The following is a 15,352-nucleotide window of genomic DNA, read 5'->3' on the forward strand; positions in this document are numbered from 1 at the left end:
TGCGCCGTCCCCGGCCGGGGACGGCGCGGGGTCAGCCCTCGGCGCCCGTGAAGTGTTCGCGCACGAGCGACTGCACGACCGTGAGATCCCTCGCGATGAGCGCGTCCAGCAGCGCGGTGTGCTCGGAGGCGTCGGCGAGAAGGTCGGCCCGCCGGGTGGCGGGGTTGCTGACCAGGGGCCACTGGGAACGGCGGTGGAGCTCGTCGGCGACCGTCACGAGCTGCTGGTTGCCCGAGAGTGCGAGAACGGCGCGGTGGAAGGCACGGTCGCTCTCCGCGTAGCTCGCCCGGTCACCGACCGCCGCCGCCGCGACCGTCGCGTCGGCCAGCGGGCGCAGCACGCACCAGTTGCCCGCCGGCACGGTACGGGCCAGCCGCAGCATCACGGGGACCTCGATCAGGGCGCGCACCTCGGCGAGCTCGGCCAGCTCGCGCGGACCCCGCTCGCTGACCCGGAAACCCCGGTTGGGTACGACCTCGACGGCGCCCTCGACGGCCAGCTGCTGCATCGCCTCGCGCACCGGCGTCGCGGAGACGCCGAACCGCGCGCCGAGCGCCGGGGCGGAGTAGACCTGCCCCGGTGCCAGCTCGCCGTCGACGAGGGCGGCACGCAGGGCGTCCAGGATCTGGCCCCGTACGGAGTGCCGCTGCACCACGCGGGGGGCGGGCGGCTCGCTGTGGGTGTGCTCGCCACGCGCCTGTTCGGGCACGCGGACGTCCTGCGGGATCCCCGCCGACGCGTACGGCGGGCGTACGCCTTCGCGCGCTCTGCGCTGCTCCACCCGGACCTCCTCGGCCTGCCGCGGGCCCGGCTCACACCTTGCCTGCCCTCCGTGCACGATAGGCGGAGGAGGCCGCAGTTCAAACATCGATCAATTCGGGTAAGGTAAGGCTTACCTGCAAACGATCGTGATTCGGTGGTCCCTGCATGACCGTCCCCACCCTGCTCACCGCCCCCGCCCCGTCCCCCGTGACGGCGGCGTACGTACGCCTGGCCGAGGTGTTCCCCGGACTGCGGGCCGAGGTGCTCTCCGACGACGCGGCGGCGCCGTCGGGCGCCGGCTGGGTGGGCGCGGCCGAGCTCGCCGAGGGCGGCGCCGCCCTGGACGCCTTTCTGGCCTGGGACGACGCGCAGGTACTCCGGGACTACGGCACGCGGGCCCGCCCCGACGTGGTGGCCGGCTTCGGATTTCACCGCTACGCCTGGCCCGCCTGTCTGCTGGTGACCGTTCCGTGGTTCCTGCACCGCCGGGTGCCCCGGATTCCCGTCCAGGACGTCTCCTTCCAGCGGGCGCTGGGACATCTGACCGTCCGGGTGAGCGAGTTCGCCTGCCTGCCGGACGATCCGGCGGCGACGCTGCCGGGCGCCCGGATCGTCCCGGACGAGGCGGCCCTGCGGGCCGAGGTCCGCGACGCCGTGGCGGAACACCTCGGCCCCGTCCTCGACGGCTTCGGCCCCCGCATGCGGCGCGGCAAGCGGGCCCTGTGGGGCATGGCGACGGACGAGATCGTCGAGGGCCTCTGGTACATCGCGCATCTGCTCGGCGAGGAGCGCCGCGCGATGGAGGAGCTGGAGCTCCTGCTGCCCGGCACCACCACGCCGTACGCGGGAACCGCGGGCTTCCGCGAACTGACCGGCCCCGACGGTGAGGCGCTGCCGACCCGCGACCGGGCGAGCTGCTGCCTCTTCTACACCCTGCGGCCCGAGGACACCTGCGTCACCTGCCCGCGCACCTGCGACGCCGACCGCGTCCGGAAGCTGACACCCGCCCCCTGAGGGCGTCGGCTCACACCGCCCGTCCGGGCGACCCGAATTCGAACGCAACTCACTTGCCTTATAAGGATGTTCGAGAAGATTCCGCCCAACGGTGAGCCCGGCCACCCCAATGGCGTTCACTTGCCCCGAAACCCCCCTGAGCGGTCCGGTACTTCCGTCACGATGGCGTCCGAAACGCCCTACGCGACGCAAGGGACCGCGCATGAGACTGACCGACATATCGCTTGACTGGCTGCTTCCGGGCGCCGTACTGCTCGTGGGGGTCATGGCGGCGGTCACGGTGGTCGCGCGCGGCAAGCGCGCCGCTGAGAAGGCCGCGGCCGAGGACACCTGGGAACGCAGCGAGGACCGCCGCAGGCGCAAGGAGGCGCTCTACGCGACCGCCTCGTACGTCCTTCTGTTCTGCTGCGCCGCGGTTGCCGCCGCTCTCTCCTTCCACGGACTCGTCGGCTTCGGCCGGCAGAACCTCAGCCTCTCCGGTGGCTGGGAGTACCTCGTCCCCTTCGGCCTCGACGGGGCCGCCATGTTCTGTTCGGTGCTCGCGGTGCGCGAGGCCAGCCACGGTGACGCGGCGCTGGGCTCCCGGCTGCTGGTGTGGACGTTCGCCGGCGCTGCCGCCTGGTTCAACTGGGTGCACGCGCCGCGCGGGATGGACCACGCGGGCGCCCCGCACTTCTTCGCGGGGATGTCCCTCTCGGCGGCCGTGCTGTTCGACCGGGCGCTCAAGCAGACCCGCAGGGCCGCCCTGCGGGAGCAGGGGCTGGTACCGCGGCCCCTGCCGCAGATCCGGATCGTGCGGTGGCTGCGGGCGCCCAGGGAGACCTTCGGCGCCTGGTCGCTGATGCTCCTCGAGGGCGTACGCACCCTGGACGAGGCGGTCGACGAGGTACGCGAGGACCGCCGGGAGAAGGAACAGGACCGGCACCGCAGGAAGGACCAGGCGAAGCTGGACCGGGCCCGGATCAAGGCCCTGAACCGGCAGAACCGGGCCTGGAGCCGCGCCGGGAGGAACGCCCACGAGGTGGACGTCCAGGCCATCGCCCCCGCACAGGGCGGCGGCACACCGGCCGTCGCGGAGCCTGCCATAACAGGGCCGGGACAGCTGCCCCTGCGTCCCCGGCCATCCCTGCAAGCCGTCAACGGCCAGAAATCCAGGAGTACTTCGGCACAGAACCCGAACGGTGAACCCGTGACCGTCGACCTCACCGCGGAGGACGACACCCAGACCCTGCCCCGGCTCGACTCGCTGGAGCAGAAACTCAAGGATCTGGAGCAGCAGTTCGGCTAGGGCCTCGTTCGGATCTGTCCGGATCCTGACGGGAGGCCCAGGGCCTCAGGCCTTTTCCCTGTTCAGCTCGAACCAGACCACCTTGCCCAGCGCCTGTGCGGTGACTCCCCAGGAGTCGGCCAGGCTCTGCACGAGGAGCAGTCCCCTGCCGTGCGTACCGTCGTCGGCGTTCGGTACGTACGGCTCGGGCTCCTGCCCCGCCAGGAAGTCGCGCACTTCCACCCGTAATCGTCTGGGCGCCGCCGTCACCGTGACCACTGCGCCGGTGCGGGTGTGGATCAGGGCGTTCGTCACGAGTTCACTCAGCAGGAGCTCTGCCACGTCGGTGTCCTCGGGGCGCGAGCGGTACCGCAGGAACTCCCGCAAGGCGCCTCTCACTTCCCCCACACCCGAGAGATCCGCGTGGCCCAGTCTCCGGTGCAGCCGCACCGGCCGGCTCTCCTGTCGCTTCTTCATGTCCCCCGCGCGCACAGTGAATCGACCTCCTTCGAGTCGTCATCCCTCGAACACCTTCACGGGATGCATGCCCCACAGGCGGGCACTCACGCTTTCGCGGGCCGTCAACAGGTGAACGGATACCGGCGCCACCGCGGGCGGAAGGCCAGTGCGTCACGTTTCCGTACCCACGATTAACTTCCAAGAAATTCACATGAGTCGGCGTTGACGGATGGGGATCTACGCGCGTCATCATGGTGCCCATGCGAATCCCCCCACGCATCACCACGCTCGGCGGCATCGCCGCCCTCCTGTCCGTCCTCTTCGTCGGCGGCCCGGTCACCGCGACGGCCGCGACCGTCCCCTCGGTCACGGCGGTCGGCAGCATCTGCTACTCCGCCCTGCCGTCGCAGGCGCACGACACCCTCGACCTCATCGACGCGGGAGGTCCTTTCCCGTACGACCAGGACGGCACCGTCTTCCAGAACCGGGAAGGCATCCTGCCGAGCCAGGGAACCGGTTACTACCATGAGTACACGGTCGTCACGCCTGGTTCCCCGACCCGTGGGGCCCGTCGGATCGTGACGGGTGAAGAGGTCCAGGAGGACTACTACACCGCTGACCACTACGAGTCCTTCGACCTGGTCGACCACGACTGCTGATCAGCGATCCCCCGGTCCGGTCCGCGCCGTTGTCCCCCACCTGCGGCGCGGATCACCGGACCGGCGGCGGGAGAACCGCGCTTGTACCCTCCACGCATGACCGTGATCTATGTGATCGACGGCTCCGAGGTCACCGGCCTGGAGCGCTTCTGGGACATGGTCGGCGAGGCGGTGAACGGCCCCGGCGGCTATTTCGGCCGCAGTCTCGACTCGTTCGCCGATTGTCTGAGCGGCGGCATGGGCACCCCGGACGACGCCGCCTTCGTCATCGAATGGCGCGATCACGCGCTCTCCGCCCGTGCGCTGGGCCACGAGGAGACCGCACGCCATCTGCGCAGCACCCTCACCCGGGTGCATCCCACCGGGAGGGCCGCTGCCGAGCACGCGCTGGCCGAGGCGCTGGCCGGCCGGGGCCCGACGCTCTTCGACACGCTGGTGGACGTCATCACGGAACGGACCGCGCCCGGGACTCTGCGGCTGAGGTGATCACGGGTGCCGTACGGGGAAGTGAAGCCCTGTGACACCCCGCAGGCACCGACCCCGAGGAGCCGTGATGCATGACGACCGCACACTGGTGGAGGGCCGCCTGGAGCGGGCGCTCCAGCAGTTCGTCCGCCCCGCCCAGTACGCGGCCCGGATCCCTCTGGCCCTCTCCGCCTGGCACGCCCCCGGTGAACCCGTACCGGTGGCCGACGCTCTCGATCAGGCGTACGAGCCCTTCGTGACCGGTACGGCGTGGGGGAAGCCGTGGTCCACGACCTGGTTCCGGCTCACGGGCAGCGTTCCCGAGGAGTGGTCGGGACACCGGGTTGAGGCGGTCGTCGATCCCGGGTTCTCCTGCCAGGGGCCGGGTTTCCAGGCGGAGGGGGTGCTGTACGGCTCCGACGGCGTCCCCCTCAAGGGCATCCATCCGCGCAACCGGCACCTCACGATCGCCGCGGCGGCGAAGGGCGGCGAGCCGGTCGCCCTGCTTCTGGAGGCGGCGGCCAACCCCGCCGTTCTGGAGCACGGCTTCGAACCGACCCCGCTCGGCGACGTGCTGACCGCCGGGGACCGTCCCCTCTACACCTTCGCCTCCGCCGACCTCGCCGTCCTCGACGAGGACGTCTGGCATCTCGTCCTGGACATCGAGGTGCTGTCCGAGCTGATGGCCGAACTGCCCGCCGACCGGTCCCGGCGCCACGAGATCCTGCGGGCGCTGGAACGCATGCTGGACGCGCTCGATCTGCACGATGTGGCAGGCACGGCGACGGCGGCGCGGGCGGAGCTGGCCCAGGCCCTGTCCAGACCCGCCTCGGCGAGCGCGCACCGCGTGTCGGCGGCCGGGCACGCGCACATCGACTCGGCGTGGCTGTGGCCGCTGCGCGAGACGGTGCGCAAGGCCTCGCGCACCTTCGCCAATGTCACCGCCCTCGCCCAGGACTATCCGGAGCTGGTCTTCGCGTGCTCCCAGGCCCAGCAGTACGCCTGGGTGAAGGAGCATCAGCCGCACATCTGGGAGCGGATCAAGCAGGCGGTCGCCGACGGCCAGTGGGCACCGGTCGGCTCGATGTGGGTGGAGTCCGACGCCAACATGCCCGGCGGTGAGGCGCTGGCCCGGCAGATCGTGCACGGCAAGCGGTTCTTCACCGAGGAGCTCGGCGTCGAGACGGAGGAGATCTGGCTGCCGGACTCCTTCGGCTACACGGCGGCCTTCCCGCAGCTGGCCCGGCTGGCCGGGGTCCGGTGGTTCCTGACGCAGAAGCTGTCCTGGAACCAGCACAACAGGATGCCGCATCACACGTTCTGGTGGGAGGGCATCGACGGGACCCGGGTCTTCACCCACTTCCCTCCGGTGGACACGTACAACGCCCAGTTCCACGCGCGCGAACTAGCCCGCGCCGAACAGAACTTCGCGGAGAAGGGCCGCGCCTCGCGCTCCCTGGTGCCGTTCGGCTGGGGCGACGGCGGGGGCGGGCCGACCCGCGAGATGCTGGAGAAGGCCCGCAGGCTCCGGGATCTGGAGGGTCGCCCCGGGTCGAGATCGAGAAGCCCTCGGCGTTCTTCGCGGCGGCCGAGGAGGAGTACGGGGCCGAGGCGCCGGTCTGGTCGGGCGAGCTGTACCTGGAGCTGCACCGGGGGACGTACACCTCCCAGGCAGCCACCAAGCGGGGCAACCGGCGCAGTGAACACCTCCTGCGTGAGGCGGAGTTGTGGACGACGGCGGCGGCCCTGCGCAACCCCGGCTACCGCTACCCGTACGAGGCGCTGGAGAGGATCTGGAAGACCGTTCTGCTGCTGCAGTTCCACGACATCCTGCCCGGCTCGTCGATCGCCTGGGTGCACCGCGAGGCCCGCGACACGTACGAGGCGGTGCGGGCGGAGCTCGCCGACGTGGTGGCCGAGGCGGTGACGGCGCTCGGCCGGCCGGAGGGCCTCGTGGCGCTCAACGCATCGCCGTACGAACGCGGTCAGGTCCTCGAACTGGACGCGGACGCGAGCGGAGTGCTGCCGTCGGGTGCCCATGTGCAGGCACTGGGCGACGGGCGCACGGCGGTGGCCGTTCGGACGCCGGCCCTGGGTGCGGGGCTGCTGGACGGCTCGGTGGTGCCCGCGTACGCGGCCACGGCGACCGGGGCCGCGGACGACGGCGGAATCGTTCTGGACAACGGTCTCCTGCGGGTCACGGTCGTCCGGGACGGGCTGATCGCCTCGGTGCGCGACCTGGTGGCGGGCCGGGACGTCCTCGCCCCCGGTCACCGGGCGAACCTCCTTCAGCTGCACCCGGATCACCCCAACCACTGGGACGCCTGGGACATCGACCGGCACTACCGCCGCTCGCGCACGGACCTGACGGACGCGGACTCCGTCGAGACGGTCGAGGCCGGGCCGCTGCGGTCCGCCGTCCGCGTGGTGCGCTCGTTCGGAGCGTCCCGGATCGTGCAGGAGCTGCGGCTGTCCGCGGGCAGCAGGCAGCTCGACATCGACACCGAGGTGGACTGGCAGGAGTCGGAGAAGGTCCTGAAAGCGGCCTTCCCGCTGGACGTCCATGCCGAACGGTCCACGGCCGAGATCCAGTTCGGCCATGTGCACCGGGCGACGCACGACAACACCGGCTGGGACGCCGCGCGTTTCGAGATCTGCGCACACCGCTGGCTGCGCGTCGCCGAACCGGGCTACGGCGTCGCGGTCCTCAACGACTCCACGTACGGCCACGAGGTGACGCGGACCCCGCACGGGGCCGGGCTCGGCACGACCGTACGGCTGTCGCTGCTGCGCGCACCGCACAGCCCCGACCCGCACGCCGATCTCGGGACGCACCGCTTCCGCTACGCCCTGGCCCCCGGTGCGGAGGTCACCGACGCGGTGCGGGAGGGGCTGGCGCTCAATCTCCCGCTGCGGGCGGCGGTGGCCCCGGCCGTGCCGTCGCTGGTGACTACGGGGCATCCGGCCGTGACCGTGGAGTCGGTGAAGCTCGCCGAGGACCGTGGCGGTGATGTCGTCGTGCGGCTGTACGAGTCGGCCGGAGGGCGGGCGGACACCACCCTGCGGGTCGGCTTCCCCGTGGTGCGGGCGCAGATCACCGACCTGCTGGAACGGCCGGTGGAGGAGGCCGTGGCCGGTGAGGACGGTCTGGTGCTGTCGCTCAGGCCCTTCCAGATCCTGACGGTGCGGCTGACACCCGCCTGAGCGGGCCGCAGGTCAGGGGCGTGGCATGTTCCGGAGGTTGGAGCGGGCCATCTGGAGCATCCGTCCCACTCCGCCGTCCAGCACGATCTTGCTGGCGGAGAGCGCGAATCCGGTCACCATGTCGGCGCTGATCTTCGGCGGGATGGAGAGCGCGTTCGGGTCGGTGACCACGTCGACGAGCGCGGGGCCCTTGTGCTTGAAGGCGTCCTTGAGGGCGCCTTCGAGCTGCTTGGGCTTCTCCACCCGCACCCCGTACGCCCCGCAGGCACGGGCCACCGCCGCGAAGTCCGGGTTCTTGTTGGCCGTACCGAACGAGGGCAGCCCCGCGACGAGCATCTCCAGTTCGACCATGCCGAGCGAGGAGTTGTTGAACAGGACCACCTTCACCGGCAGGTCGTACTGGACCAGGGTGAGGAAGTCGCCCATCAGCATGCTGAATCCACCGTCGCCGGACATCGACACGACCTGCCGGTTCCGGTCGGTGAACTGGGCGCCGATCGCCTGCGGCAGTGCGTTGGCCATCGAACCGTGGCTGAACGAACCGATCACCCGGCGCTTGCCGTTGGGCGTGAGATAGCGGGCTGCCCACACGTTGCACATGCCGGTGTCGACGGTGAACACGGCATCTTCGTCGGCGAGTTCGTCGAGCACCGAGGCGACGTACTCCGGGTGGATCGGAACGTGCTTCTCGACCTTGCGGGTGTACGCCTTGACCACGCCCTCGAGCGCGTCCGCGTGCTTCTTCAGCATCCGGTCGAGGAACGTGCGGTCGGTCTTGGCGTTCACGCGCGGTGTGAGCGACCGCAGGGTCTCGCGTACGTCACCCCAGACCGCCAGATCGAGCTTGGAGCGACGGCCCAGGTGCTCGGGGCGCACATCCACCTGGACGATCTTCACATCGGTCGGCAGGAACGCGTTGTACGGGAAGTCGGTCCCCAGCAGGATGAGCAGGTCGCACTCGTGGGTGGCCTCGTAGGCGGCGCCGTAGCCGAGCAGCCCGCTCATCCCCACATCATACGGATTGTCGTACTGAATCCATTCTTTACCGCGCAACGCGTGCCCCACCGGGGCCTTCACGCGCCCTGCGAACTCCATCACCTCGGCGTGCGCGCCCGCGGTGCCGCTACCGCAGAACAGCGTTACCCGCTCGGCCTCGTCGACCATCCGGCAGAGCTTCTCGATCTCCTCGTCGCCGGGCCGCACGGAGGGCCGCGTGGTGACCAGGGCGTGCTCGATCGACTTCTCCGGGGCGGGCCGGGCGGCGATGTCGCCGGGCATCGAGACGACGCTGACCCCGCCGCGCCCGATCGCGTGCTGGACAGCGGTCTGGAGCAGCCGGGGCATCTGCTCCGGGTTGGAGATCATCTCGTTGTAGTGGCTGCACTCCTGGAAGAGCAGCTCGGGATGGGTCTCCTGGAAGTAGCCCAGCCCGATCTCGCTCGAAGGGATGTGCGAGGCGAGGGCGAGGACCGGGGCCATGGAACGGTGGGCGTCGTAGAGGCCGTTGATCAGGTGCAGATTGCCCGGGCCGCACGACCCGGCGCAGGCCGCCAGGGTGCCGGTGATCTGGGCTTCCGCACCGGCGGCGAACGCGGCGGTCTCCTCGTGCCTGACCTGGATCCATTCGATGGCGGCGTTGCGCCGGATGGCGTCGACCACGGGGTTGAGGCTGTCCCCGACGACGCCGTACATCCGCTTCACCCCCGCACGCACGAGAATGTCGACGAACTGTTCCGACACGTTCTGTTTGGCCATGGGTGTGCGCCCTCTCTGCGTGTGCTCGGCGCACATGCGGCTGTCCCGGCTCCGGGGCCGGGGCAGCCGGCCGTCGGACTCCGGAGTCCATCAACCCATGGCGCGCGGCGTTACGCCTCCCAGACCGCGGCGCTCGTGCGGTCGTCGGCGTACCCCTTGGCCCTCGTCTGGACGTCCGCGAGGAACGCGGCCAGCCCCGGGGGCGCGGCGGCGCCCCAGCGTTCGGCGAGCGCCTCGGAGAGGGCGGGCTCGCCCCGCATCGGTTCGGCAAGACCGTTGCTGCAGAGCAGCAGCGTGTCCCCCGGACGGGCGACTGACGCGCGGAACCGGAAGGGCTCGGCGGGCGGCGGCACAGGACTCTCGATGTACGGGGACGGCGGCGTCGCGATCTGCAGGTCCATCGTCAGCCGGTCGCCGCCGGGTCCCTCTTCGCTCACCGCACCGGCCTGGGGTGCCGAGCCGAAACCGACGACGGGTTCCCCCCGGCCGGCACCGGCGGGCGGTACCGGCGGTTCGAGGTCCTGCCAGGCACCGTCACGGAGCCGGAACAGGCCCCCGTCACCGATGCCGAAGAAGACCCGGGTGCGGCACTCGGGGTCGGCTGACAGGAGCAGGCAGCGCAGGCCCACGGTGTAGGCGTCGGCTTCGATGCCCAGCTCCGCCGCGCGGGCGCGCAGCTTGCCGTAGGTCCGGTCGGTGAGACGGTGCAGACCCGACTTGAGATCGCCCCTGCGTCCCGCCCTTATGTCGTCGGAGAGCCTGGCGTGACTGCGGCCGACGGCACCCCCGATCCAGCGGCACGCGTCGGCGGCGGCGAGATGCGCGTGCTCGGCGGCCCGGGCACCACCGGCGACGGCGACCAGGACGAGGGAACCTTCACCGGCACCGAAGCGGGCCGTCAACATGGCGTCACGCCGGGGCTCGCCCCGGAAGCGCGCCGAGTCCCCGCGTACGGAGGCGGCCCGCAGGGTGTACGTCCCGTACCGGGCGCCGTCGAGCACCGTGTCGGCGACGAGCCCGTCGAGGTCACCGGGGCCTGATACGGGCAGGGCCACGGGTTCGGCGTCGTAGGTGGGCGGCCGGTCCCCGATGTGGCCGACGACGGGGCGGGACGCCGGGACGGGGTCCGAGGGCTGTCCGGGGGAACCGTCGGGGGTGAACTCGGGCTGCGCCGCCGCGGCACCGGCGGGGCCGGCAGCCGGCTCGGACGGCGGCGCGGCGGAGAAGGTACGCGGCTGCGGGGATCCGGCCGGGGGCTCCCACGGGGCGGGGCACGCCACCGTGCGCGTCGGCACGGGGGGCGGCGGCCCGGCAGGTGTCGGCGGCACGGCCGGTACGGATCGCGGTGGCGCGGGCACGCCGTCCGCGGCGGCCCGCTGCGGCACCGGGGGCACCTCCGGTGCGGTCTGCTGTCGCCGGTGGGCGCCGGTGGGCGGCGCACCGGGAGCCGAAGCCCTCGCAGGCAGGCGGGGATCGGGTACCGGGACAGCGGCTCCGCCCTCCTGGACGGCGGCGAAGGCATCCGGTGCCGGGGCGGTGCCCTGGCGGTCGGCGTCCGGGCTGCCGACGCCCGGGCCCGCGGGCGTTCCCGTGTCTGCGTCCGTGACCAGGCCTGCGTCCGTGACCGGGCCTGCGTACGTCCCCGGGTCTGCGTACGTCACCGGCTCGACGCGGCCCTCCGGCGTACCCACCGCATCCGACGCGGAGTCGAAGCGGTCGTCGAGACTGTCGGCCGCGCTGCTGGGCCCCGTGTCCGGCGCGGTCTCGTCGTACAGCCTGCGCCACCAGTCGTCCTCGTGGGCGGCGGGCGTCTCCCCCTGCTGACTCATGCCCTTATTGTCCACCGCGCGGGCCGTGCGAAAACGGTTCATCCGGAAAAGAGGCCCGGAATTGACGGCCGGAAACAGGTCCGCCGGGCGGCCCACCCCCCACGGGAAGGACGCCCGGCGGACCGGTCGGGGTGACGTCAGCGCACCGCGTACGCGTCGGTCACGGTCTGGATGACGGAGTTGCCGTCGGCGTCCGTCAATTCCGTCCTCAGGGTGACGGGCTTGCCCGCCGCACCCGCGTGGTTGACGGTCGCGGTCCACTTTCCGCGCTTCTCCGCGGTGGTGGCGGCGGTCCAGGTCTCACCGTTGTCGTACGAGTAGGAGACCTCGGCGGCGGTCAGCCTGCCGGGCGTGTAGCCCGCGTGGCCGGTCACGCTCAGGGCGATCTCCTGACCGTCCTGCGCCGCCAGGGTCTTCAGTCCGTCCGTCGCCAGGTCGTAGCCCGGGAAGAGCAGCGGGATCCCCTGGGAGTAGGTGTTCTCCTCACGGTGCGAGCGGAACTTCCAGGTCGTCTCGGTTCGGGTCGACCGCTTCCAGACGGCGGCCGGCTGACCGGACTTGAACGTCACCATGGTGAGTTCGTACGCCGCGTCCTCGGCCGGGACGGTGAAAACCCCGGACGGCCAGCCGGACTGGCCGAGCACCTCACCACCGCTGGTGAGCGTCATACTGCCCAGGTCTCCGAAGGAGCCCTGCAGCCCGGCGTGTTCGGTGTCGGCCCAGAAGCCCGGGGCGACGCCTATCAGGTTGTCCTGACGCTCGGCTGCGAGCTGCTGCTCACCCTGCAGGCTGAGCGGCGTCGACGGGCCGAGGATGCCCCGGTACCAGCTTTCCGAACGCTGCTGGCCCGCCTTGTACGTACGGGGCTTGTCGAACATGGTCTCGCCCCAGGGGAAGCTGGAGGAGAGGTAGCGCTCCCAGCCGCTGTCGCCCGCCGAGTAGTACTCGGTTCGCTTGCCGGGGGCTGCGACGGTGTCGAACATTCCGACGGAGAAGCGTGTGCCGTACGGCCGGGAGACGACCATCGAGTCGACGTAGTCGGCCGCGATGCCCATTGCCTCGTACGTGGCGGTGGACCTGCCGAGCTTGCTGCCACGGACCTTGTACGTGCGGTCCGAGGTGACCGGGCCGCTCTCGGGGAAACCGAGGTTGTAGACGAAGGGGCTGGAGGCAGTGCCCTTCCAGCGCAGCGTCACGGGACCGTCGGCGAGTGCGGCGGTCAGGCCGGCGGCCTCGCTCGCCTCGACCCCGAGGGAGGGCAGCGGCGCCTGACCGTAGCCGACGGACGGCAGCCAGGGGCCGGCGGACGGCCGGTGCACGATGATCGCCTTTGCGCCGGCGGCCTTGGCGTTCCGCGCCTGGACGGTCATGTAGCCGTCGTCGGCCACCTGCACCAGGGCGATCCTGCCCGTGACACCGGCGGCCTTCAGCTCGTCGGGGGTGCCGGTGCCCGCGTCGACGAGCGCGGCCTCACCCGTACCGTCGAGGTTGACGGACCCGGTGCTCGCCACCAGCGGGTGCAGTGCCGCACCGCCGACGACCGACAGTTTCTCGATCTGCGGAGCATACGCACGCCAGTAGCTGGCGAACTCGAAGTCGCCGTCACTCGCCCTCCCCTGAACGTCGACCACGTAGTTCTTGATGGCGCGACCGCCGGCGATGGAACCCGAGTGCAGCCAGACGTCGTCCCAGCTACGGCCGAAGGTGAGCGTCGTGGAGCGGTTCTCGGACGTACGGTCCTCCGTCCGCACCTGGAGCCGATGGGCCTCGCGGGCGTCCAGGACCAGGAGTGTGTCCTTGGCGACGTTCAACTGCGGCCTGGCGAGGTAGCCGACGGACTCGACCATCCTGCCGATGGCGTCCTTCGGGTCCGGCGAGGTGATGAAGCTGGAGACGAAGTAGGCACCGGGGCGCACCTCGTAGACCTGGTCGGTCGAACCGTCGTTGAAGCGGCGCTCGCCGGAGGCGGTGTCGGTGCCGATGACGTCCACGGAGGAGTTGCCGGCGGCGGGCTTGCCGGTGCGGTCGACGAGCTTGACGCGCAGGGTGACCGTCTCGGCACCGACGTACAGCGAGAACGGGGTGGAGACCTTGGCCCCGCCGGGGCCGGTGGCCAGCACGCGTCCGGTCACATCGCCGTACTGGGCGGCCTTCAGGCTCGCGGTCGGGTCGATCCTCAGAGGAACCTTGACGGTCGCTCCGGCGGGGACGGTGACGGTGCTCGCCTCGAGCCTGGCGACCGAGGAACGGACGCCCGAACCGTCGTTGCCGGTGACGCCCTGGACCTTCAGCGACAGCTTCACCGGCTCGGTGCCGGAGTTGGTGTACGGGACGTCGACCGTGGTGCGGTCGCTCTTGTCCTGCGGCCAGTTGAACGTGCCACCCTGGAGCGCGGGTGCGCCGACGACGGCGGTGTCGATGGCGGCCTTGACGTCGAGGCGGCCACCGCCGGTCTCGCGCACGTCGCCGGGGATGTCGCTCTTCGCGGAGGAGACGAGAGCGGCCTTGATCTGCTGTGCTGTCCAGTCCGGGTGACGCTGCTTCACGATGGCCGCGGCGCCCGCGACATGGGGGGTGGCCATCGACGTACCGGACATCGTCCGGTACGCGTACACCCCGCGGCCACCGGCCGCCGCGGCCGAGATGTCGACGCCGGGAGCGGAGATCTCGGGCTTGAGGGTGTGCGAGCCGATCGCGGGTCCGCGACTGGAGAACTGAGCCGTGGAGTCGTCGCGGTCGACGGCGCCGACGGTCAGGACGCTGGGGGCGCAGCCCGGCGAGGAGACGGTGTTGAGCGTCGGACCGGAGTTGCCGGCCGCGATGACGAACAAGGTGTCCTTGCTCCGGGCGAGCTCCTCGGCGGCGACGCTCATCGGGTCGGTGCAGTCGGTCGGGGTCTGGCTGCCGAGGCTCATGGAGACGACGTCGGCCTTCTGGTCGACGGCCCACTGCATACCCGCGATGATCCAGGACTCGGCGCCGGAACCGCTGTCGTTGAGGACCTTGCCGGCGAGCAGGTCGGCGCCGGGGGCGACGCCCTTCTTCTTGCCGTCGCTCGCCGCACCGGAGCCGCCCACGGTGGAGATGGTGTGGGTGCCGTGGCCCTGGCGGTCGTCCGTGGTGTCGGAGTCCGTGAAGTTCTTGGAGTCGGCGATCCGGCCCTTGAGGTCGGGGTGTTCGGCGTCGACACCGGTGTCGAGGACGGCGACCTTGGTGCCCTTGCCGTCGTATCCGGCGGCCCAGGCGAGGTCGGCCCCGACCTGCTTGGTCGACCGGTCCAGGGTGGCCTGGACCTTGCGGTCGAGCCAGAGCTTCTTGAGCCCGTCGGCCGAGCGCGCACGCGTGCCGGTGACGTCGGCCCAGAAGGCGGCGGTCTGCTTCTTGTCGGCCTTGAGCGCGACGCCGTCGATGGCCGCGAGGTCGAGTCCGCGCTCGGCGCCGCGCGGGGTGACGGGAGTGCTGCGCGCGGCCTGCCCGGTGTACGTGGCGATCAGCGGGACGGTCGTGGAGTGAGCGTCGTCGTAGCCCTGGCGGATCAGTCCGGTGACGTTGAAGAGTTCCTCGTCGACCGTGCCGGAGGCAAGGGCGGCGACGGCGGCTTCGGGGTAGACGTACAGGTCCTTGCCGGCCTGCCTGGTCTGGACGAGGGGGACGCTGCCGTCCTCGCGGGGCAGGGCGGTGGCGGACGCGGCGCCCGAACCGTCCGTGCTCACCAGGACCTTGTCGCCGGTGACGAGGGTGACGGTGACCGGGGCGTCCTCGGCAGTCGCGGCCGCGCTGCCGGTCAGCGGTCTCTTTGCGGTCGAGTCGTCCTGTGGCGCCGCCACGGACGGTGCGATCGCGGTGACGGCCAGGACGGCGGCGGTGGCCGCTCCCAGCGCCGTGCGCGATATCGGGCGCATCGCTCTCCCCAGATCATTCCGGAACGTAGCAGCACA

Annotated in this window: 9 protein-coding genes and 1 pseudogene; 5 read left to right on the forward strand and 5 right to left on the reverse strand. The window is 71.3% G+C overall.

Annotated elements, in window-relative coordinates:
- Window positions 1–31 precede the first annotated feature (31 nt).
- On the reverse strand, window positions 32–781 hold the full coding sequence (locus tag OG844_RS16750; RefSeq protein ID WP_406391108.1) for a GntR family transcriptional regulator: 750 nt from the start codon (window positions 779–781) through the stop codon (window positions 32–34).
- 146 nt (window positions 782–927) lie between these two features.
- Between OG844_RS16750 and OG844_RS16755 the strand changes: the two genes are divergently transcribed.
- A complete protein-coding gene (locus OG844_RS16755) occupies window positions 928–1,776 on the forward strand; it encodes a (2Fe-2S)-binding protein (RefSeq protein WP_406391110.1) in 849 nt (282 codons plus the stop codon).
- Between the two features lie 202 nt (window positions 1,777–1,978).
- The gene (locus OG844_RS16760) at window positions 1,979–3,064 is read left to right on the forward strand and encodes a DUF2637 domain-containing protein (protein ID WP_406391112.1); all 1,086 of its coding nucleotides are present in this window, start codon (window positions 1,979–1,981) and stop codon (window positions 3,062–3,064) included.
- Window positions 3,065–3,109: 45 nt separating this feature from the next.
- Here OG844_RS16760 and OG844_RS16765 read toward each other — a convergent pair whose 3' ends face one another.
- Window positions 3,110–3,520 carry an ATP-binding protein gene (locus OG844_RS16765; protein ID WP_406391114.1) on the reverse strand — a complete coding sequence of 137 codons (411 nt, stop codon included), beginning with the start codon at window positions 3,518–3,520 and terminating at the stop codon, window positions 3,110–3,112.
- Window positions 3,521–3,762: 242 nt separating this feature from the next.
- On the opposite strand from OG844_RS16765, the gene OG844_RS16770 reads away from it, so the two are divergent.
- The 3 genes and pseudogenes from OG844_RS16770 to OG844_RS16780 all read left to right on the forward strand — a co-directional run bounded on the left by OG844_RS16770 (window position 3,763) and on the right by OG844_RS16780 (window position 7,830).
- Window positions 3,763–4,161 (forward strand): ribonuclease domain-containing protein, encoded by a 399-nt coding sequence (locus OG844_RS16770; protein WP_406391117.1) that lies wholly within the window; start codon window positions 3,763–3,765, stop codon window positions 4,159–4,161.
- A 96-nt stretch (window positions 4,162–4,257) separates the two neighbouring features.
- Window positions 4,258–4,647 (forward strand): barstar family protein, encoded by a 390-nt coding sequence (locus OG844_RS16775; RefSeq protein WP_406391119.1) that lies wholly within the window; start codon window positions 4,258–4,260, stop codon window positions 4,645–4,647.
- A gap of 67 nt (window positions 4,648–4,714) precedes the next feature.
- Window positions 4,715–7,830: pseudogene (locus tag OG844_RS16780) on the forward strand (alpha-mannosidase).
- A 12-nt stretch (window positions 7,831–7,842) separates the two neighbouring features.
- Here OG844_RS16780 and OG844_RS16785 read toward each other — a convergent pair.
- The 3 genes from OG844_RS16785 to OG844_RS16795 all read right to left on the reverse strand — a co-directional run bounded on the left by OG844_RS16785 (window position 7,843) and on the right by OG844_RS16795 (window position 15,316).
- Window positions 7,843–9,585, reverse strand: a complete 1,743-nt coding sequence (locus tag OG844_RS16785; RefSeq protein ID WP_406391121.1) for a pyruvate dehydrogenase — start codon at window positions 9,583–9,585, stop codon at window positions 7,843–7,845.
- A 110-nt stretch (window positions 9,586–9,695) separates the two neighbouring features.
- Entirely contained in the window at window positions 9,696–11,414 is a 1,719-nt protein-coding gene (locus tag OG844_RS16790; RefSeq protein ID WP_406391123.1) for a protein phosphatase 2C domain-containing protein, read from the reverse strand.
- Between the two features lie 137 nt (window positions 11,415–11,551).
- Window positions 11,552–15,316 carry a S8 family peptidase gene (locus tag OG844_RS16795; protein WP_406391125.1) on the reverse strand — a complete coding sequence of 1,255 codons (3,765 nt, stop codon included), beginning with the start codon at window positions 15,314–15,316 and terminating at the stop codon, window positions 11,552–11,554.
- Between the last annotated feature and the right edge of the window lie 36 nt (window positions 15,317–15,352).

The sequence above is a fragment of the Streptomyces sp. NBC_00887 genome (assembly GCF_045207585.1).